The sequence below is a fragment of the Schinkia azotoformans LMG 9581 genome, from assembly GCF_000307855.1.
GTDB classification, from domain to species: Bacteria; Bacillota; Bacilli; order Bacillales; family Bacillaceae_J; genus Schinkia; species Schinkia azotoformans.
The window spans coordinates 73,008-92,691 of the sequence record NZ_AJLR01000033.1 but is presented as its reverse complement, the minus strand read 5'-3'; the positions used below and the strand labels follow the sequence as shown (position 1 = coordinate 92,691).

The 19,684-nt window shown below is 37.3% G+C and carries 18 protein-coding genes; 13 read left to right on the top strand and 5 right to left on the bottom strand.

All coding sequences use genetic code 11. The features are described 5' to 3' along the window. Positions 1 to 36 precede the first annotated feature (36 nt). The 9 genes from BAZO_RS02135 to BAZO_RS02095 all read left to right on the top strand — a co-directional run bounded on the left by BAZO_RS02135 (position 37) and on the right by BAZO_RS02095 (position 10,627). Positions 37 to 2,004 (top strand): acetate--CoA ligase, encoded by a 1,968-nt coding sequence (locus tag BAZO_RS02135; RefSeq protein WP_003329588.1) that lies wholly within the window; start codon positions 37 to 39, stop codon positions 2,002 to 2,004. 11 nt (positions 2,005 to 2,015) lie between these two features. Then, a complete protein-coding gene (gene accC, locus BAZO_RS02130) occupies positions 2,016 to 3,350 on the top strand; it encodes an acetyl-CoA carboxylase biotin carboxylase subunit (protein ID WP_003329587.1) in 1,335 nt (444 codons plus the stop codon). Between the two features lie 11 nt (positions 3,351 to 3,361). Next, positions 3,362 to 3,574: an acetyl-CoA carboxylase biotin carboxyl carrier protein subunit gene (locus BAZO_RS02125; protein ID WP_003329586.1), complete on the top strand. Its 213-nt coding sequence runs from the start codon at positions 3,362 to 3,364 to the stop codon at positions 3,572 to 3,574. Beyond that, positions 3,543 to 4,484 (top strand): hydroxymethylglutaryl-CoA lyase, encoded by a 942-nt coding sequence (locus BAZO_RS02120; RefSeq protein ID WP_275450120.1) that lies wholly within the window; start codon positions 3,543 to 3,545, stop codon positions 4,482 to 4,484. Before BAZO_RS02125 ends, BAZO_RS02120 begins: the two co-directional genes overlap by 32 nt. A 39-nt stretch (positions 4,485 to 4,523) precedes the next feature. After that, entirely contained in the window at positions 4,524 to 5,285 is a 762-nt protein-coding gene (locus tag BAZO_RS02115) for an enoyl-CoA hydratase (RefSeq protein WP_039956911.1), read from the top strand. 2 nt (positions 5,286 to 5,287) lie between these two features. Further along, positions 5,288 to 6,817, top strand: coding sequence for an acyl-CoA carboxylase subunit beta (locus tag BAZO_RS02110; RefSeq protein WP_003329582.1), 1,530 nt, complete (start codon positions 5,288 to 5,290; stop codon positions 6,815 to 6,817). A 413-nt stretch (positions 6,818 to 7,230) separates the two neighbouring features. After that, entirely contained in the window at positions 7,231 to 8,403 is a 1,173-nt protein-coding gene (locus tag BAZO_RS02105) for a sulfite reductase subunit alpha (protein ID WP_003329581.1), read from the top strand. A gap of 209 nt (positions 8,404 to 8,612) precedes the next feature. Further along, complete coding sequence (locus tag BAZO_RS02100) at positions 8,613 to 9,275, top strand: GntR family transcriptional regulator (RefSeq protein WP_003329580.1); 663 nt, start codon at positions 8,613 to 8,615, stop codon at positions 9,273 to 9,275. Positions 9,276 to 9,307: 32 nt separating this feature from the next. Next, the gene (locus tag BAZO_RS02095) at positions 9,308 to 10,627 is read left to right on the top strand and encodes a uracil/xanthine transporter (protein WP_003329579.1); all 1,320 of its coding nucleotides are present in this window, start codon (positions 9,308 to 9,310) and stop codon (positions 10,625 to 10,627) included. A gap of 52 nt (positions 10,628 to 10,679) precedes the next feature. On the opposite strand, the gene BAZO_RS02090 is transcribed toward BAZO_RS02095, so the two are convergent. Beyond that, positions 10,680 to 12,647 carry an AMP-binding protein gene (locus BAZO_RS02090; RefSeq protein WP_003329578.1) on the bottom strand — a complete coding sequence of 656 codons (1,968 nt, stop codon included), beginning with the start codon at positions 12,645 to 12,647 and terminating at the stop codon, positions 10,680 to 10,682. Positions 12,648 to 12,892: 245 nt separating this feature from the next. Here BAZO_RS02090 and BAZO_RS02085 point away from each other — a divergent pair, with 245 nt between their 5' ends. The 4 genes from BAZO_RS02085 to BAZO_RS23165 all read left to right on the top strand — a co-directional run bounded on the left by BAZO_RS02085 (position 12,893) and on the right by BAZO_RS23165 (position 16,077). Next, positions 12,893 to 13,732 (top strand): aldo/keto reductase, encoded by an 840-nt coding sequence (locus tag BAZO_RS02085; RefSeq protein WP_039956908.1) that lies wholly within the window; start codon positions 12,893 to 12,895, stop codon positions 13,730 to 13,732. An 88-nt stretch (positions 13,733 to 13,820) separates the two neighbouring features. Beyond that, the gene (locus BAZO_RS02080; RefSeq protein WP_003329576.1) at positions 13,821 to 14,492 is read left to right on the top strand and encodes a response regulator transcription factor; all 672 of its coding nucleotides are present in this window, start codon (positions 13,821 to 13,823) and stop codon (positions 14,490 to 14,492) included. After that, entirely contained in the window at positions 14,489 to 15,880 is a 1,392-nt protein-coding gene (locus tag BAZO_RS02075) for a HAMP domain-containing sensor histidine kinase (protein ID WP_003329575.1), read from the top strand. The genes BAZO_RS02080 and BAZO_RS02075 overlap by 4 nt, the downstream gene beginning before the upstream one ends. A 74-nt stretch (positions 15,881 to 15,954) precedes the next feature. Continuing rightward, positions 15,955 to 16,077, top strand: coding sequence for a hypothetical protein (locus BAZO_RS23165; RefSeq protein WP_003329574.1), 123 nt, complete (start codon positions 15,955 to 15,957; stop codon positions 16,075 to 16,077). Between the two features lie 92 nt (positions 16,078 to 16,169). Here BAZO_RS23165 and xerS read toward each other — a convergent pair whose 3' ends face one another. From xerS to BAZO_RS02055, 4 genes are all read right to left on the bottom strand, one after another. Next, complete coding sequence (gene xerS / locus BAZO_RS02070; protein WP_003329573.1) at positions 16,170 to 17,267, bottom strand: tyrosine recombinase XerS; 1,098 nt, start codon at positions 17,265 to 17,267, stop codon at positions 16,170 to 16,172. Between the two features lie 407 nt (positions 17,268 to 17,674). Next, on the bottom strand, positions 17,675 to 17,941 hold the full coding sequence (locus BAZO_RS02065) for a hypothetical protein (protein WP_003329571.1): 267 nt from the start codon (positions 17,939 to 17,941) through the stop codon (positions 17,675 to 17,677). A gap of 115 nt (positions 17,942 to 18,056) precedes the next feature. Then, the gene (locus BAZO_RS02060; protein WP_003329570.1) at positions 18,057 to 18,683 is read right to left on the bottom strand and encodes a hypothetical protein; all 627 of its coding nucleotides are present in this window, start codon (positions 18,681 to 18,683) and stop codon (positions 18,057 to 18,059) included. A 4-nt stretch (positions 18,684 to 18,687) separates the two neighbouring features. Further along, positions 18,688 to 19,440: a GNAT family N-acetyltransferase gene (locus BAZO_RS02055; protein WP_411844572.1), complete on the bottom strand. Its 753-nt coding sequence runs from the start codon at positions 19,438 to 19,440 to the stop codon at positions 18,688 to 18,690. Between the last annotated feature and the right edge of the window lie 244 nt (positions 19,441 to 19,684).

Here is a 19,684-nt window from a genome sequence, read left to right as displayed (position 1 = left end):
AATAGTTATACTTTAACTTTACTAAGGGGGATTCAAATGGATGTAAGCGGAATTTTAAAAGTAGTTTCTGAAAGTAAACTCGTATACCCAGGAGAAGAAAAACAAGCAAAAACCTCAATTGGCAGCAGTAAAGCATTTCAAGAACTTCTACAACAATCCCAAGAAGATCCTGTCTCCTTTTGGGATAGCATAGCAAAAGAATTAGTTTGGTATGAGCCGTGGAAGGAGACTATGAGTGGGCAGCTACCTGATTTTCGATTTTTTGACGGTGGAATAAGCAATCCATCAATTAACCTGCTGGATCGTCATGTTGAAAATGGTGCTGGTAACCGGACCGCTCTCATTTGGGAGGGTGAAAACGGGGATACGAAGCTTTATACGTATAATATGCTTTTAGCAGAAGTCAATCGTTTTGCCAATGTTCTTAGGTCATTTGGTGTTAAAAAAGGGGATTGTGTTGCGATTTTCCTGCCCAATCTTGCTGAAGCCTTTATTGCTGTTTTAGCATGCTTCCGTATTGGGGCAATCTATAACACTATTTTTTCGGGCTACTCCGAAAAGTCATTAAAAGACCGTCTTGTAAGCTTTGAACCAAAAATTATCGTCACTACCGACGCTACAACAAGACGTGGTAATGTCATTCGCCTGAAAGAAAAAGTTGATGCAGTTGTCCCTGATATTCCATCCATTGAAGCCGTGATAGTAGTCGATCGATTAGGAACAGAAATCGATATGCAAGAAGGGCGCGATTATTGGTGGGATGAACTGACGAAAAAGGCAAGCATAGTTTGCGAACCTGAAAGATTAGAAGCCAATGAATACGGCATTGTTTTTTATACAAGTGGTACGACTGGAAAACCTAAAGGTGTTGTTCATTCTGGAATGGCATTTGTCGTACAAAATTACATTTATGCAAAATACCATATGGACCACCATGATGATGACGTATTTTGGTGTACAGCTGATATCGGCTGGTTAACAATGCACATTTGGGGAATCACAGGCGCCCTCGCGAATGGTGTTACAACGATTGTGTATGAAGGTTCCATTGATCACCCTACAAAAGATAGATTCTATCAAATTATTGAAAAATATCGGGTCAATAAATTATTTACCGCCCCTACCGCATTACGGATGCTAAAGAGCCTAGGGGAAAAAGTTGCCGATCAATACGACTTATCATGTCTTGATGTAATCTCACTCGTTGGAGAACCATTTGATCCTGAAACATGGCAATGGACCTATGAAGTTTTAGGTAAAAAGAATATTTGCGTAAACAATACATGGGGGCAAACAGAAACAGCAGGCTGTCCGATTGCTGGTGCTGCATGGTTAACACCTATGAAGCCTGGTTCCGCCGGAATGCAGTTTTTAGGTGCGGATGTGGCTGTTGTTGATGAAGTGGGCAATCCCGTTAAACCTGGTACACTAGGAAATTTGGTGATAAGAAAGCCATTTCCGATGCTTTGCCGTACACTTTGGAAAGAACCGGAACGCTATTATGCTTCCTATTTTAGCCAAGTAGAAAACTGCTATTTTGCAAGTGACCTAGCTTTAATAGATGAGGAAGGCTATGTTTGGGTTGTCGGTCGGTCTGATGATGCCTTTAATGTTGCTGGACACCGCTTAAGTACGATGGAAATTGAAAGCGCTGTAATGGAATGTGAAGGCGTTGCGGAGGCAGCCGTTATTGGGATTCCAGATGAAATAAAAGGAGAAATTCCATTAGTATTTGCCCGCTTAACTGATATTTCTTTAGGGACAGAGGAGTTAAAAGAAAAAATCAACGATCGCATCATTCAACAAATCGGGAAAATTGCTCTTCCAAAAACGATTGTTTTTACAGAAACGTTGCCAAAAACAGTAAGTGGAAAAATTATGCGCCGCTTATTGAAAGAAATCATTGTCGCAGGAACGGTTTCTGGTGATATCACGGGACTTGAAGATCCGGCTACTGTTGCCCAAATTAAAAACATTACTGCTTCAGGCACTGTTGCAAAATAGGGGGAACAACTATGTTTACAAAAATTTTGATTGCCAATCGTGGGGAGATTGCAGTACGTGTAATTCGCACATGTCAAAAACTAGGGATTCAAACAGTTGCCATATATTCTGAAGCAGATGCCGATGCACCGCACGTAAAAATGGCAGACGAAAGCTATTGCATTGGAAAGCCAAGAGTACATGAAAGCTATCTTCAAATAGAAAAAATAATCGAAATCGCTAAAGAAACAGGTGCTGAAGCGATTCATCCTGGGTATGGATTATTAAGTGAAAATGGAGCATTTGCAAGGAAATGTGTAGAGGCCGGCATTACGTTTATCGGTCCAACAGCGGAAGTCATTGAAAAAATGGGCAGTAAAGTTGCTTCAAGAATTACGATGATTGAAGCGGGGGTCCCTGTCGTTCCCGGTACGGAAGAGGCTTTGGCAGATGTTTCCGAAGCAATCCAGGTTGCTGAAAATATAGGTTATCCCGTCATGCTAAAAGCCAGTGCCGGCGGTGGCGGAATCGGCATGCAGGTTGTTTATAATAGTGAGGAATTAACGAAAGCCTATGAAGGAAACCAAAAAAGAGCGCAAATGTTTTTCGGAAATGGTGATATGTATATTGAAAAATATATCGGCAATCCACGTCATATCGAAATTCAGTTATTAGCCGATCAGGATGGAAATTGCGTCTATTTATGGGAACGTGAATGTTCGATTCAACGCCGTCATCAAAAGGTCGTTGAGGAAGCTCCATCTCCGTTCTTAGACGAAGAAACCCGTACTAAAATGGGTGAAACTGCGGTAAAAGCAGCGAAAGCGATTGGTTATCATAATGCTGGAACAATTGAATTTTTAGTCGATGAAGAAAAGAATTTTTACTTTTTAGAAATGAATACTAGGCTGCAGGTCGAGCATCCGGTGACCGAAGAAATTACAGGAACAGATTTAGTTGAAGAGCAGCTTCGAGTTGCTGCCGGTGAAAGGCTCCGCTTCGACCAATCAGAGATAAAGCGAGAAGGACATGCGATTGAAGTTCGTATCTACGCAGAAGATCCAAAATCATTCTTCCCGTCTCCAGGAACAATTACAAAATTGGAGTTGCCGGAGGGTGAGGGTGTACGTCATGAGTTGGCGGTTCATGGCTCATCAACTGTAACACCATTTTATGACCCGATGATCGCGAAATTAATTGTATCAGCCCCGTCGAGAGAGGAGACAATCGAACGATTAATCGAAGCTTTAGAAGATTACAAGATTGAAGGAATTAAAACCAATATTCCGATGTTGCAACAAGTCATTACACATCAAGCATTTCAAGCTGGGGACACAACCACGCAATTCGTAGAAAAATATTTATAGGGGGAATTTACATGGCAATCATTCAAACAAATATGGCAGGAAGCGTTTGGAAAATACTAGTGAGCGAAGGTGACACGGTTACAGAAGGACAAGATGTGGTCATCTTAGAATCGATGAAAATGGAAATTCCAATAGCAGCGGAGGTAAGCGGTGTTGTAAAGGTAGTAAAAATCAATGAAGGCGATTTTGTAAATGAAGAAGATGAGCTCATTGTTGTTGAATAATATAAATCTTCCAAGTTCCGTAACTATTAAAGAAGTGGGCCCAAGGGACGGCTTACAAAATGAGAACCAATTTATTCAAACAGAGGATAAAATTCAATGGATTAATATGCTATCTGAAACGGGCTTATCCTATATCGAAATAACATCTTTTGTTAATCCGAAATGGATTCCACAACTTGCTGATGCACTACAAGTGGCAAAGTCAATCAACCGTTATAAAAATGTCACTTATGCGGCCCTCGTTCCTAATGAAAGAGGGCTCGAGGGTGCGCTTGAAGCAAATGTTGATGAGGTTGCCGTCTTTATGTCCGCTTCAGAGTCACATAATCTAAAAAATATTAATAAATCAATAAATGATACATTTCCAATCTTAAAACCGGTCATACAAGAAGCACTAGCGGCTGGGAAAACGGTACGAGGCTATGTGTCTACTGTTTTTGGATGTCCATATGAGGGTGCTGTCTCAGCAGATGCTGTCCTAACCGTGGCTGATGAATTGTTTACACTTGGCATCCAAGAACTTTCTCTTGGGGACACAATAGGTGTAGCCAATCCTAAACAGGTGGAAGAGGTCCTTCTAGAAGTACTGTCACGATTTCCCAAAGAAAGGTTAGCGATGCATTTTCACAATACAAGAGGGACTGCACTGGCCAATGTTCTCGTAGCTCTTAATCTAGGAATTTCTAATTTTGATAGTGCGCTTGGCGGACTCGGTGGATGTCCCTATGCCCCTGGCGCATCCGGTAATCTTGCAACAGATGATCTTCATTACATGCTTGAGAATATGGGGATTAAAACAGGGATTAATCGGGATCAACTCCTTAATGCAGCCCTATTTATAGAAGGCAAAATAGGAAAATTGCTCCCAAGCCACACGATGCAAACTGAACGAGGAAAAAATTGTACTTAGCGTAGAAAGGAGCGAACAATATTGACGGAAACGATCCTAATGGAATGGCAAAATAATATCGTCATCATTACCTTAAACCGACCAGAAGCTGCTAATGCTTTTTCAAAACAACTGCTTTTTGAACTCCAAGATATTCTTTCAGAAATTAAATATGATCCAATGATTCGGACCGTGATCATAACGGGTTCAGGTGAAAAAGTGTTCTGTGCAGGCGCAGATTTAAAGGAACGGTCCACGATGACTACAATTGAAGTCAAACAAACGGTCTCATTAATTCGCCAAGTCATTAATGACGTGGAGCAGCTGCCAATGCCAGTTATTGCAGCCATAAACGGTGCAGCATTGGGCGGCGGATTAGAACTTGCCCTAGCCTGTGATATCCGTGTTACCGCTGATACAGCAACGGTTGGATTAACGGAAACTTCGCTTGCGATAATCCCTGGTGCTGGTGGCACACAGCGTCTCCCACGTCTTATAGGGCTAGGAAAAGCGAAGGAACTCATTTACACGGCCCAAAGAATAAACTCCTACGAAGCCTTGGATATTGGTATTGTTGAATATGTCGTTCCGGCGGAGGAACTATTAAATAAAGCCAAAGCAATCGCAAACAGAATAGCTGAAAATGGCCCAATTGCAGTAGGTCAGGCAAAGCTTGCAATCAACAAAGGTATGGAAGTGGATTTGCAAACAGGCCTCCAAATCGAACAAATGGCCTATGCAATTACAATTCCAACAAAAGACCGTGTAGAAGGCTTAACCGCATTTAAAGAAAAGAGAAAACCAGAGTACAAAGGGGAATAGTCATGGATATAAAACAAACACTACAAGAACGCATGGAAAAAATAAAAAAAGGCGGGGCCCAAACGTACCACGAAAAAAATGCTGAAAAAGGAAAACTTTTTGTACGAGACCGACTTGAACTTTTGTTTGATGAAGGCATGAAAGTAGAAGATGCCTTTTTTGCCAATTGCTTAGATGATGGGCTTCCAGCTGATGGAGTGGTTACCGGAATTGGCAAAATTAATGGCAGAACTGTCTGTGTTATGGCTAACGATTCGACTGTGAAAGCGGGTTCCTGGGGCGCACGCACGGTTGAAAAGATTATCCGTATTCAAGAAACGGCTGAGAAGCTACAGGTTCCTATGCTTTATTTAGTTGATTCTGCTGGTGCCAGGATTACCGACCAAATTGAAATGTTCCCTGGCAGAAGAGGGGCTGGACGGATTTTTTATAATCAAGTAAAGCTTTCTGGGAAGGTTCCACAAATTTGTTTATTATTTGGCCCATCTGCAGCGGGTGGTGCTTATATTCCCGCTTTTTGCGATATTGTCGTAATGGTCGATGGCAATGCCTCCATGTATTTAGGTTCTCCTCGCATGGCTGAAATGGTGATTGGAGAAAAGGTGACCCTTGAGGAGATGGGGGGAGCGAAAATGCATTGCTCGGTCTCGGGGTGTGGTGACGTCCTTGTTAAATCGGAGGAAGAAGCCTTAGCTTTTGCGCGCCGTTATTTATCTTATTTTCCACAAAATTATAAGGAAAAACCAGATGTAGCTGAACCAATTTCACCTAAGCAATTCGAAAGATCGATTGCTGACATTATACCAGAAAATCAAAATGCACCATTTAATATGTACGATTTAATCGACAGGCTCATTGATGAAAATTCATTTTGTGAAATTAAGAAGCTGTTTGCAGCTGAACTGATCACTGGGTTCGCTAGAATGGACGGCCAATCGATTGGTATTATTGCTAACCAACCACGTGTAAAAGGTGGTGTGTTATTCCATGATTCTGCTGATAAAGCAGCTAAATTTATTACTTTGTGTGACGCCTACCACATACCGCTCTTGTTCCTGGCCGATATTCCCGGATTTATGATTGGAACAAAGGTAGAGCGTGCTGGAATTATTCGCCACGGAGCTAAAATGATTTCAGCTATGAGTGAAGCCACTGTTCCCAAAATATCTGTAATTGTAAGAAAAGCTTATGGGGCAGGACTATATGCCATGGCAGGCCCAGCTTTCGAGCCAGATTGCTGCTTGGCACTCCCTTCAGCTCAAATCGCTGTAATGGGACCAGAGGCCGCCGTTAACGCAGTTTACGCCAATAAAATTGCCTCTTTACCTGAGGAAGATCGTCCTGCTTTCATTCAGCAAAAACGGGAAGAATACAGGCAGGATATTGATATCTATCGTTTAGCATCGGAACTGATTATTGATGGTATTGTTGAACCGAATAATCTGCGTCAAGAGTTAGTAAACAGATTGGATGCATATTCCTCTAAATACCAAATGTTCACAGATCGAAAGCATGGAGTCTACCCGGTTTAAAATGGCATGACAATAATGGGGACATTGCTGAAAAAACGGTAATGTCCTTTCTTATTTCTTGTCCAAGAACCCCTTGAACATCTGCCTTATTTGCTCTATACTAACTTTGAAAAAGATAAAAATGGATTTCCATTTAACCGGCTTTAATACACAAATAATATGTTCAAATTAGAAATATATACGTAAGGGAATTTCTGGTTGGCAAGAAAGTTCAAATAAAACATATCAATTACTCAGTGGAATCCTGTTTATTTTTTTCAAGTAGCATTGACGATAGCATTTAAGAGAAAATTTACCTATATAATTCGATGTATTTTTTTATGATTTTTTGAAAAAATATGTGAAAAAATATACATTTTATTTTCTCATTTCGTGCTATCCTTGCTTTATACAACTATGTGGGGGGAAGGATTATGCAAACTACAGTAGTAAAAAATGCAGACGACAAGAAAGTACCATTATATTCAAGAACAAATCCATTTCATGCGAAAGTTCTAAAGAATGTAAATTTAAATGGTACAGGTTCAAGTAAGGAAACTAGACATATCGAATTTTCATTGGAAGGATCAGGATTATCCTATGTCGCTGGTGATGCCCTCGGTATTATTCCTGCAAATGATCCTGAGCTTGTTAATGCACTACTTGAAGAAATGAGATGGGACGAGGAAGAACCTGTAATTGTTAATAAACAAGGGGAAACACTTCCACTGAAAGAAGCTTTAACAACACAGTTTGAAATTACTTTATTGTCAAGAAAGCTTTTACAAGGGGCTGCTGCCTTCACAGAAAATGAAGAATTACAAAAGCTTATTTCTGATGAAAATGCAGACCAACTGAAAGAATATGTTTATGGTCGTGATTTACTAGATATGTTGCGTGATTTCGGTCCTTGGACTGCTACAGCTCAAGATATCGTATCACTTTTAAGAAAGTTAACACCACGTCTATATTCAATTGCAAGCAGCTTTAATGCACATCCTGGTGAAGTTCATCTAACCATTGGTGCTGTACGTTATAATGCACATGGACGAGACCGCAAAGGTGTTTGTTCTGTACAGATTGCTGAACGTACTCAAGAAGGTGATACAATCCCAGTATTTGTTCAACCAAATAAACATTTCCATTTGCCTGAATCCCTAGAAACGGACGTTATTATGTGTGGACCAGGGACAGGCATCGCACCGTTCCGTTCATTTATTGAGGAACGTGCTGTTAATGGAACAACTGGTAGAACATGGTTATTCTTCGGAGACCAGCATGAAGCAACAGATTTTCTTTACAAAGATGAGTTAGAGAAATATCAACAAGATGGCGTATTAACAAAAGTAACGACTGCATTCTCTCGTGATACAGAGAAAAAGGTTTATGTACAAAATAGAATGCTTGAAAACGCTAAAGAATTATTTGCTTGGTTAGATAACGGAGCATCCTTCTATGTTTGTGGTGATAAAGCACGTATGGCTAAAGACGTTCATGAAGCGCTTATTACTGTTATCGAACAAGAAGGCGGCATGAGTCGTGAAGCAGCTGAAGTATATTTAGATGATATGGCTAAGCAAAAACGTTATTTACGTGACGTATATTAAAATTTACAGAAAGAGTGGCTTTATCTGCTGAATTAGCAGATAACAGCCGCTCTTTTTTATGTGAAAAAATGTATATTATTGAAATACTTTATATTTTTATTCTGAAAATTCAAACGAAGGTATTGAATTTCTATAATTTAGCTTATATTATAAAAGAACATAAGGTGTGATCACATATCACAATCGCAGATTGACTAGTGTAAAAAGAGGTGAGTAACATCGTCAAGGATCATAAACAAATCATAGTTGTTCCGACTCTTTCCGAGGAAGTGTATAAACATTTACGCGACAAAATTATTAAGGGTGAGTTTTCCCCTGGAGAAAAAGTATCCATAAGAAAAATTGCTGACATGTACGGGGTAAGTACGATGCCTGCAAGAGAGGCTTTAAAAAGGCTGCAGTCCGAAGGTTTCATTACTGCTGAAAGAAGAAGTACAGTTGTCAAACGGTTATCCTCAAAGGAATTAATTGAAATTTTCATGATTAGAAAAACACTGGAGAAGATGGCAATCGAATGGGCTTTTTCTAATATTGGAAAAATAGAGTTAACAGCACTTGAAAACAAAGTCAAAGAAATGGATCAGAAAGCAGATCCGTTAGAATGGAATGAACTAAATAAACAATTCCATTTTAAGCTATACTCCTATTCGTATTCTGCACCGTTACTTGAGCTTTTAGAAAAAACATGGGGACGGGTGGAGCCGTATATGAATATATATGCTTCTTCAACTCATCATTTAGAAGTATCGCAACAAGAACATTATAAAATAGTAGAAATACTAGCAAAAAAGGAAATTGACGGTTTAATCCAACTAACAATGGAACATATACAAAAAACATGTGACGTGATTTTGAGTGAATTCAAACGATAGGAAGACATCGATCAGGGGAAGGGAGAATTAGGGTGAACAATCAATTAAATACTTCAATCACATTATTAGCCGGTTTTCAATGGTTATTCTTTATGTTTGCCAATACCGTTGTTATACCCATCTCAATTGGCAGTGCATTTCAGTTAGAGCAAATTGAAATCATTTCTGCCCTACAAAGGTCCTTTATTTTTACAGGGATTGCTTGTATTCTGCAAGGGATGATTGGACATCGTTTATCCTTAATGGAAGGGCAATCCGGATTATGGTGGGGCGTAATTCTAAGTTTAGCTGCTTCTGCTAGCGCGTTACATTTAGATTTACAGACAATTGGCGGAAGCATTGCTGTTGGTGCAATCATTTCAGGGATACTTGTTGTAGCACTGGGGTTACTTGGGATAGGGGATCTTCTTAAAAAGTGGTTTACCCCTGCGGTGATGTTTGTTTTTTTGTTATTGCTTGCCAATCAGCTCATATTTATTTTTTTAAAAGGAATGCTTGGGTTAAATAGCGGTGATTACATCAATGTTAAAGTGGCCTGCTTTTCATTTGTTATTGCGGCTATAACCATTATCCTAAATGTCAAAGGGAAAGGTATTGTTAGCAATCTGTCTTTATTAATCGGAATGATCATTGGTTGGATCGGGGCCGTTTTTCTTTTGCCAAATGGGGAAGAAGCAAATTTAATTAAAACACTGCCATTCTTGAACTGGTTTCCATGGGGGGGACCTACAATCCAGTGGGGAATTGTGTTGACCGTCGTGATTACGGGATTACTTAACACCACCAATACAATTGCAACATTAAAGGGTGCCGAGGATATTTATGAAAAAGAAACAAAAGCAAAACAGTATAAATCTTCATTATTGCTTTCTGGAACGTTTACATCATTATCCGGGGCCTTAGGCTTGGTTCCCTATGCACCATATGCCTCTTCATTAGGCTTTTTGCAATCAACCGGAATCAAAGAAAGAGCCCCATTTTTCATTGGATCCGTGCTTTTTATTATATTAGGAGCCATTCCATCATTAAGTGCATTTTTCTCTACGATTCCGAACAGTGTAGGGAACACAATCCTTTTTGTAGCCTATTTACAGCTTTTCAGGTCAGCTCTTAGAAATATTGAAAAATTGGAGTTTTCTCCAAAGACCATATACAAAATAGCTTTGCCAGCTTTACTAGGGATGACAATTATGAATCTCCCTTCAGAAGCCTTTGTTACCGTTCCGGAGTTAGTTCGACCATTGTTCTCCAATGGCTTATTGATGGGGATCATGCTGGCGTTACTAATGGAAGGAATTTATAATGTTAGCAATATTGGAAGTTTCAAAAAGTCAGTAAAAGAAGCTAGTTGATACTTAAACAAAAAATGCTGAAGAAATTATCTTCGGCATTTTTTGTTTATATCTATTTTTGTTTGTAATATTCCTTTCCCAATTCTCGGATTGCCTCAACAGTATGCGGATTTTCAAGTGATGAAAGATCGCCGGCATCTTTGTTTAAAAATCCGGCTTTGATGGCACGACGCATGACCTTGGCATTTCGTGTTTTTGGTAAATCATGAACAAAGAAAATTTCTTTTGGTTTTAAAGCTTTTCCGATCTTTTCGGCGACTAATTCCATGGCTTCGTTCTTAATTTTAACAGTATCTAAATCTTCTCCTTTTAGTACGGCAAAACAAATGGCAACTTCACCTTTAACATCATCAGGAACACCGATTGTACCGGCTTCAACTACATCAGGATGTTCAACTAAAATTGATTCTAGCTCTGCAGGACCCAACCGTTTTCCTGCAACGTTCAGAATATCATCTGAACGCCCCGTAATCGTATAAAATCCATCATCATCTTTTATGACCCAGTCACCATGGACCCACGTATTTGGCCAACGATCCCAATAGGATTTCTCGTACCGCTCAGGCTCATTCCAAAAACCATTTGTCATCCCAACCCATGGCTTTGAAATAACAAGTTCGCCAACTTCACCTATAACAGGATTGCCATTTTCATCGTAAACATGTACTTCCATTCCAGGAATAGGAGAGTTGAACGTAATTGGACCAATTGGTTTTACGAGAACATTCCCAAGAATACCTCCAGAAATTTCCGTACCTCCGGAATAATTGATAATTGGAATTCGTTTCATTCCAACCTTTTCAAATAACCACAGCCATGGTTCCGGGTTCCATGGTTCACCAGTTGAACCTATAGCATGGAGTTTTGAAAGATCATGTTTATGAGCCCATTCTTCGCCGTGTTTCATTAATGAACGGATAAGGGTAGGGGAAATACCCAAATGTGTTGCTCCATGCTTACTTGTTACTTCCCAAATTCGATCAGGATTTGGAAAATCGGGGGTTCCTTCAAATAATAGAATGCTAGCTCCATTTATTAATCCGCCATATACAAGGAATGGGCCCATCATCCACCCCATATCTGTGTACCAGAAAAGGGTATCTCCTTGTTTCACATCCATTGCTAGTCCCGCGTCAAAGGCAGCTTTTAATGGGAACCCTGTATGTGTGTGAACAGCACCTTTTGGTTTTCCGGTTGTACCAGAAGTGTAAAGCAACATAAGTGGTTCGTCACTTTCTAACTCCAAAGTTTTCACTCCATTTTTGTTTTGCCCTTTCTTGATAAGTTCCTCCCATGAGAGGTCACGACCAGCTTGCCATGGTATCTCATTATTCAATCGCTTCACAACAATAACCTTTTCAATCGAAGGCGACAGACCGACTGCCCGGTCTGCTTCATTTTTCATTGAAACCTGTTTTCCTCGACGAAGGAACCCGTCAGCTGTAATTAACATTTTTGCATTAGCAGCATTAATCCTAGTTGCAACTGCATCCGCTCCATAACCGGAAAAAGCAGGGGAAAAGATTGCGCCAATTTTGGCAATAGCCATCATTGCAATGACTGTTTCGGGAATCATTGGCATATAAATCGAAATAACATCTCCCTTTTGGATTCCCTCCACAAGTAAACCTTTTGCAGCTTTTACGATTTCTTCGTTTAGTTGTCCAAAACTATAGCGGATGACCTCACCATCATCACTTTCCCAAATGAGAGCAATTTGATCTCTTGTTTTTTCTGATTCGGCCCATTTTTCAACTGCATTGTAAACAACATTAGACTTGCCGCCACCAAACCATTTCGGCCACTTGATTCCGTCTGATAGATTTAAAGTGTTGGAGTATGGTTGATACCATTCAATTCCCAATGTTTTTACCGCCTCGTCCCAAAACCATTCAATATCTTGAATTGATTTTTCGTAAAATGCATCATAATCATCAAAGCCTAATTGTTTCATCCATTGAAAAAGTCTAGTTGATTCAATATAAGCGTTGTCAGGGAACCACACAGCATTGTTGGACATTCAAAGACCTCCTAAATTATAAGTAGCATTTATTATCAGAATATTCATAAACATACTTCTATATTACAATACAGAGTTAGGGATAGGAAGGGAAAATGAAAGAAAATATAAAGTTTTTGGTTTTTTATGCTATATAAAGATACAGGTCATTGACTAATAAAGCAATTTAGGTGTAAAAAAGAAAAATCTCGTGTATCATAATAAAGGAAAATTACGGATTAGAAAGGATGAGATATATGGATAATATGCTAAAAAGCTTACAAGATACAACAACTTTACATAATGGTGTAAAGATGCCTTGGTTTGGGTTGGGTGTTTTTAAAGTTAAAGAGGGTTCAGAGGTTATTGACGCAGTGAAGTCTGCCATTAAACATGGTTATAAAAGCATTGATACGGCAGCTATTTACCAAAATGAAGAAGGCGTAGGGCAGGCAATAAAGGAGTCCGGTGTCCCAAGAGAAGATTTATTTATAACGTCTAAGGTTTGGAATTCAGACCATGGGTATGATGCGGCCCTTCAAGCATTTGAAACAAGCTTAAACAAGCTTGGTCTCCATTATTTAGATTTATATTTAATCCACTGGCCTGGACAAAATAAAACGTATAAAGAAACTTGGAGAGCACTTGAAAAATTGTATAAAGACGGACGAGTTCGAGCAATCGGAGTCAGCAACTTCCATATACACCATTTGCAGGATTTAATAAGTGAAGCTGAGATCAAGCCAATGGTCAATCAAGTCGAGTATCATCCCCATTTAGCGCAAAAAGAGTTGCATGCTTTTTGTCAAAGAGAAGGGATTCAATTGGAAGCATGGTCACCATTAAAGCAAGGGCAATTATTAAGTGAGCCGACCATTAACGAAATCGCAGAAAAATATCAAAAGTCGCCTGCCCAAGTCATCCTACGTTGGGATTTACAAAATAAAGTTGTAACGATTCCAAAGTCAATTAAAGAGCAACGGATCATTGAAAATGCTAACATATTCAATTTTGAATTATCACCGGAGGATATGGAGAGAATGGATGGTTTAAATAAAGATGAGCGGGTTGGTTCAAACCCAGATGTAATGAATGTTGGATTTTAATTATTAGTTTATCTTCTAAGATTTCTATTGAAATAATAAATTTGTTTATAGAAACATTTCCACCTATCAATAGAAAATGAGGGGTACCATGAATATTTTAATCATTGAGGACGAAAAGAATATGTCCCGCTTTATCGAGTTGGAGCTAAAGCATGAAGGATATTCGTGTCAAACAGCCTATGATGGAAGAACAGGACTAGAGCTAGCACTAAATCATGATTTTGATGTCATTTTATTGGATTTAATGCTACCTTCTTTAAATGGTATAGAAGTATGTAGGCGAATAAGGGCAGTTAAAATGACCCCGATTATTATGTTAACCGCCCGTGATAATGTTTTAGATCGTGTATCAGGACTGGATAGTGGAGCAGATGATTATATAGCAAAGCCGTTTGCGATTGAAGAATTGCTTGCCAGAATACGTGCCGTAGGTAGACGAGCAGTCCGTGAAGTTCGGACGCCTATCATATTGAAATTTAAAGGTATCGAGATTGATACAGATGCACGGGCTGTTAAGCGCGGTGATCAAACAATTGAATTAACAAAAAGAGAGTATGATCTATTACTTATATTATTTCAAAATATCAATCGTGTGTTGACTAGAGATGTCCTACTCGAGAAAGTATGGGGTTATGAATCGTTTGCTGAGACAAATGTAGTTGATGTTTATATTCGCTACTTACGAAATAAAATTGATAATAAAAATGAAGAAAGTATAATCCAAACTGTACGTGGTGCTGGTTACATGATTCGGTCATGAAAACGCTTCTTTCTAGGTTTCCTATCAAATGGAGAATTACAATTTGGACTACGGTCATACTCTTTTTTCTATTTTCATTTTTCGCTGTTTTTCAATACTTTTTTGTAAAAAATTGGATCATGCATTACGAAAAAACAATCATTTCTGAAAAGATGCGGGAAGTTCAGGCCTATTTATCAGAGAATAAAGCAATAACTGAAAAGGGAATCATCAATAGCAAGCATTTTTTGGAGAATATTATTGAAAAAAACGAGTTTATTCAAATTGAGGATAAAGATGGAAAAATTATAGTAAGCCTCTCAAATGATCTTTCGACCGATGATTTACCTCATATCTCTAATCCTAATCAAATCACTTCTGTTAAGGATAAGTCAGACCATTACCTTATCTATAAGGCTGACATCGCAGACAGTAGTTTTAAAGGTACTGTAGAATTGATTAGAAGATTGGAGAATTACACACGATTATTTAAGTACATGTCGATTATGATGATTATTGCTGTTTTAGGGGCTATTTTATTAAGTAGTGCTGGTGGAATATTAATTGCCAATCAAATTCTAAAGCCAGTCAAAGCTTTGAGTTTGACCATACAAAAAATTAAAGCCAAGGGATTAAAAGAGCGTGTACCTGAACTTCATTCAAAGGATGAAATAGCGGAGTTATCACATATTTTCAATGGGATGATGGACGACCTTGAGATTTCTTTTAATAAGCAAAAAAGATTTGTAGAGGATGCTTCCCACGAACTTCGAACACCGATTTCTATACTTGAAGGTCATTTATCAATGCTTAAGCGGTGGGGTAAAAAGGATCACGAAATTCTTGAAGAATCAATTGCTGCTTCATTGTATGAGGTAAAGCGACTTAAAGATTTAGTTACTGATTTATTAGATTTAACACGGATCGAATCAACTAGAGCTTCAAAGGAGATATTCGATCCCATTCTCATTATTGAAAATGTCATTAAAAGCATTAACATTATTTATCCTAATTTTACATTCACTAAAAACTTTACCGAAGGATCAGATATCAGGTTATTCGGAGTGCGACGACAGTTTGAACAATTGATAGTCATAATTACAGATAATGCTATTAAATATTCAAAAGCAGTAGAAGAGATCAAGATAGTAACAGAAATCCAAAATCAACAATTGTTGATACATGTTATTGACTACGGGGAAGGAATACCAAATGAAGATTTACCGCATATATTTGACCGTTTTTATCGCGTAGATAAGGCTAGAAGTCGTGCCAATGGTGGAAATGGGCTAGGACTTTCAATTGCAAAGGAGATTGTTGAAAACCTTGATGGTACTATCACTGTCAAAAGTGAGCTGGGCCAAGGCACAATGGTGTCACTATGTTTTCCAATTGTAATTTTCTCATGAAAATCTAATCTTTTTTTAAGGTTCTTATCATTTCAATAATGTTTAATAAGAATATAAAAAAGGAGGTCCTTTCCATGATGTTATTCTTTCGTTTTATCGTCATTGGTTTTTTCTCGTTAACTGCATTGTCATTATTTAGCTTTCAATCGATTGAAATTTTCCAAGCTTTTGTTGATAGTTTTTTTCAAAATAAATAATGAATTATTAATTAGTAAGAGGGGTACACCAGCAATCAACACTGGCGCACCCCTATGTTTTTTACAGTAAAATAAACACACAACCTTGCCAACTAGTTATCTGTTTCCTTCAACTTATCCATCATATTTAGTTGATTGATCGCTTTTTTCAGATCATCATTTTGAATGTGCGTATAAATCATCGTTGTTTGGATTGATGAATGGCCGAGCTGACGCCTTAACTTAGGCACATCGTTGATCTCAGCATGATATCTGGTTGCAAAAGAATGACGCAGCTTATGAACGGATAGAGAAGGTTTCCCGTATGCGATTGCATATTTTTCAACAAGTTTTTCTACCGCCCGTGGTGTAAGTCGCCTTGATGTTCCTTTGGGACCCATGGGAGCAGAAAGGAAGAGGGCTTTATTCGTTTTATCAATCTTATATCGTTCGATTCTAATCCGAATATAATCCTGTAAATCTAGCATTGCCTGTTCACTAAAATAAACATATTGTTCTTTATTACCTTTTCGTATAACCCGTGCGTTAAATTTATTAAAATCGATATCTCCTAAATCAAGCCCCACTAATTCAGAAAGACGCAGCCCTGATCCTAGAAACAATGATACTATCGCTGTATCACGTTCACGATTAAACTGATAAAAATTTAATTTTTTCTTATCTTCTTTAAAAATTTCAGCATAACCCTCAGCAACAAAGGCACGAAATTGCTCATATTCATCGCCCATAAGAATTTTTCCTTCCATACGATTAGCAGTTGTTTCAGGATCTTCGGAAACTTGATTAAATTCAATTTTGGCCATAACATTCCGGTGTATGTAAGGTTCAAGTTCATCAGTCTCAGCAATATTTTGCAGGTAATTATATAATGACTTGAGGGCGGATAATTTACGATTAACCGTCAAATCTTTATTATTTAGTTGATGCTTTAAAAAGCTAAGGAAGGTTTCAATTTGCTGTCTTGTTAATTTTTCAAGAATAGATAAGGGAATATCCTTAAGTGGTCCAGGATGAAAACCTTCAGTAAGGATCCAGTTAAAAAAGATTTTAAAATCATGACAATAATTTAATAAGGATGCTGGAGACAAAGTTCGTCGTTTATTATCGATAAATTCTTCGACATACCAAGGGAGTTCAGCTAAAATAATTTCTAAATTTTTATAAAAACGCTGCTGATTAGGATTTGCCACAAAAATCACCTCAAATACATTATAATGGAAGGAGTGGGTTTTTGTATATAGTTTATTACGTCAAATTGATATTTTACGTAATAATATAAAAATAAATAAAGAGTACACATTTTAGCCCTCCCCAATTGTCCAAAGACAAAAAACTTTGTACAAAAAAGACAAGAATCTTTGTACATCTCTTTTCTTTCTATTGCTTTCAAAGAGCTTCTATTAGTAAAACATTTGTGAAAATAAAGTATTAGACTGCCGCTGTATTATTGTGCTGTCTCTAACACTTTATTTTTAAAACTATTAATCCGCCACGGATGTCTATATATAACTATCCATAAAATCTGCACTTCCCCTTCTTACTTATTTTACCACAAGGAAGTTGTTGTTTATCAGTTCATTCTACTTCTAATTATGCATTATCTATTCATGAAGCAGAATGTATGAACTAAACGGCCAATACTTTCAGGGGATAACTTACTGTATTTTTCACAAAGATGTTTCATAAAAAGAGCTCCTGACTCACCTACTGTTTTCTGATTATCAGGAAAACGGTTAACTTCCTTAATCAAAAAACTAATTTTCCTTAAATCCTCAGAGGACATTTCGTTGGGTTTTACTATATCAGAATTTTCACTTGACCTCTCCTCAATAATTTTATTAACCTCATCCCAATCAATTTCCATTATTAGTTCCTCCATTTTTTAGCAAAATCATCTAACAATAACTGGCTATTTTATTACATTCCAATATATTAACTAATTAAAAGATTTATATATAAAAAAATAACAATAATTTAATTTAAATCTGGTGAAATCTGTTTTCCATTCTGTCTATAGCTATTTGCATTGGTGATCTATAACGAGGATACTTAGTTGATCTTTTGTATGGACAGATATATTTCTCATTTATTTCGTTTAGAATATTTTTCATGTAATTATAACGATCTTTTTGAAAATAGAAACTAATATCCCCATCCGCATTATGTGGTATTGTTGCGATATACATTGGTATATTATCATCAGGGTAAATTCGTTTATACTTTTTCGGGTCCAAAACTACCTCTAGCCATTTAATAAATCGTTCAATCAATAAAAATGAGATAGTTCTATTAACAATATAATTTATACTGCTAATATTGCATTCTAAGAAATTAAATTCTTTATCCCTATTTAAAATATAATCTAAATATGACATATATACTCCAAAGGGAAAGATACTAAATTCACCACTCAAGAATTTGAAATCAAATGATTGAGATATTGAGCGATATGAATTGATTTGCCAAAATGCATTCTTGTTTTCACATTCCATTTTCCATAAAATAAAGGCTAAAGCAAAAGAACATACATCACCGTTTTGATCTGCTTTATTGAATATTTTTACACAGTTATTGTGTTTTTTAATAATTTTACGCAAAATTAACAAACACTTATATTTTCACCTTCATAAGCCTCGTTAGTAATTTTTCAAATTTATTTACACTCATAATTTCGTGTGTAATAAATTCTCCATCATAAAATATACCAAAAGTTGTCCAAATAGTAGGTGCATTTTGTGCCTCTTCTTTTGTTTTCAATCTATGAGTATTAAATGGGACCCCTTTACTTTCTGCTACTCTTCTAAGTTCTTCCAAAACACCACCAGCAAAAGGACATTGAGCAGTATAGCAAATTGTTATACTTTTTTTCTTAACTAAGTGATCATTCTTTGTTTTCATAAATGAAGGATTAACAGCCTCTTTATTCCATTTTAATGCAAATAATTCAAAATATGGTTCCCCCTGATCTACGGACTCAAATCCCATGTACTCAAAAAATCGTTTTTCGCTTAAATAAGGATATTTTTTCTTTCCTACAATATGTACAATTCCATCCATTCCAAGAGCCATGGCATCTGCTTTACACTTATTCAACAGTTGTTTTGCATGTCCACTACCTTTAAATTTACCAGAAACCCATATACAATTAATATACATATAATTTGGGGCTTGAATCGGAATCCATGCCATTTCTGCAGGTAAATACTCGATGAACACTTTCGCTCGTTCATTTAAACGATAGAATACTAGCCCTTCATCCATTCGTTCTGCCAACCATTCTTTTTTTTCAATTACAGCCTGCTCGTATTGTTTTGCACCCAATGCACAACATATATGTTCCTTTTCAATATTACTTTTTGTCATTTGTAAGTATTCCAAATTCCCTCCACCTCTTCCATTTGTCGTTTTAGTAAAAAAATGTATTTTTCACTTATGATCAATTATACACTATGTATTAGATAGATTTATCTTTAAAGTTATATCTAGGGAAATATTGAATTTTTCCAACTTGCAAATAATTGATTATATAACATCAAATAATCTCACTAGTGTTGCGTAAATGATTTCATAATTTTTAGTTTAATTACTTTTCCTATTTAGAGCCAAA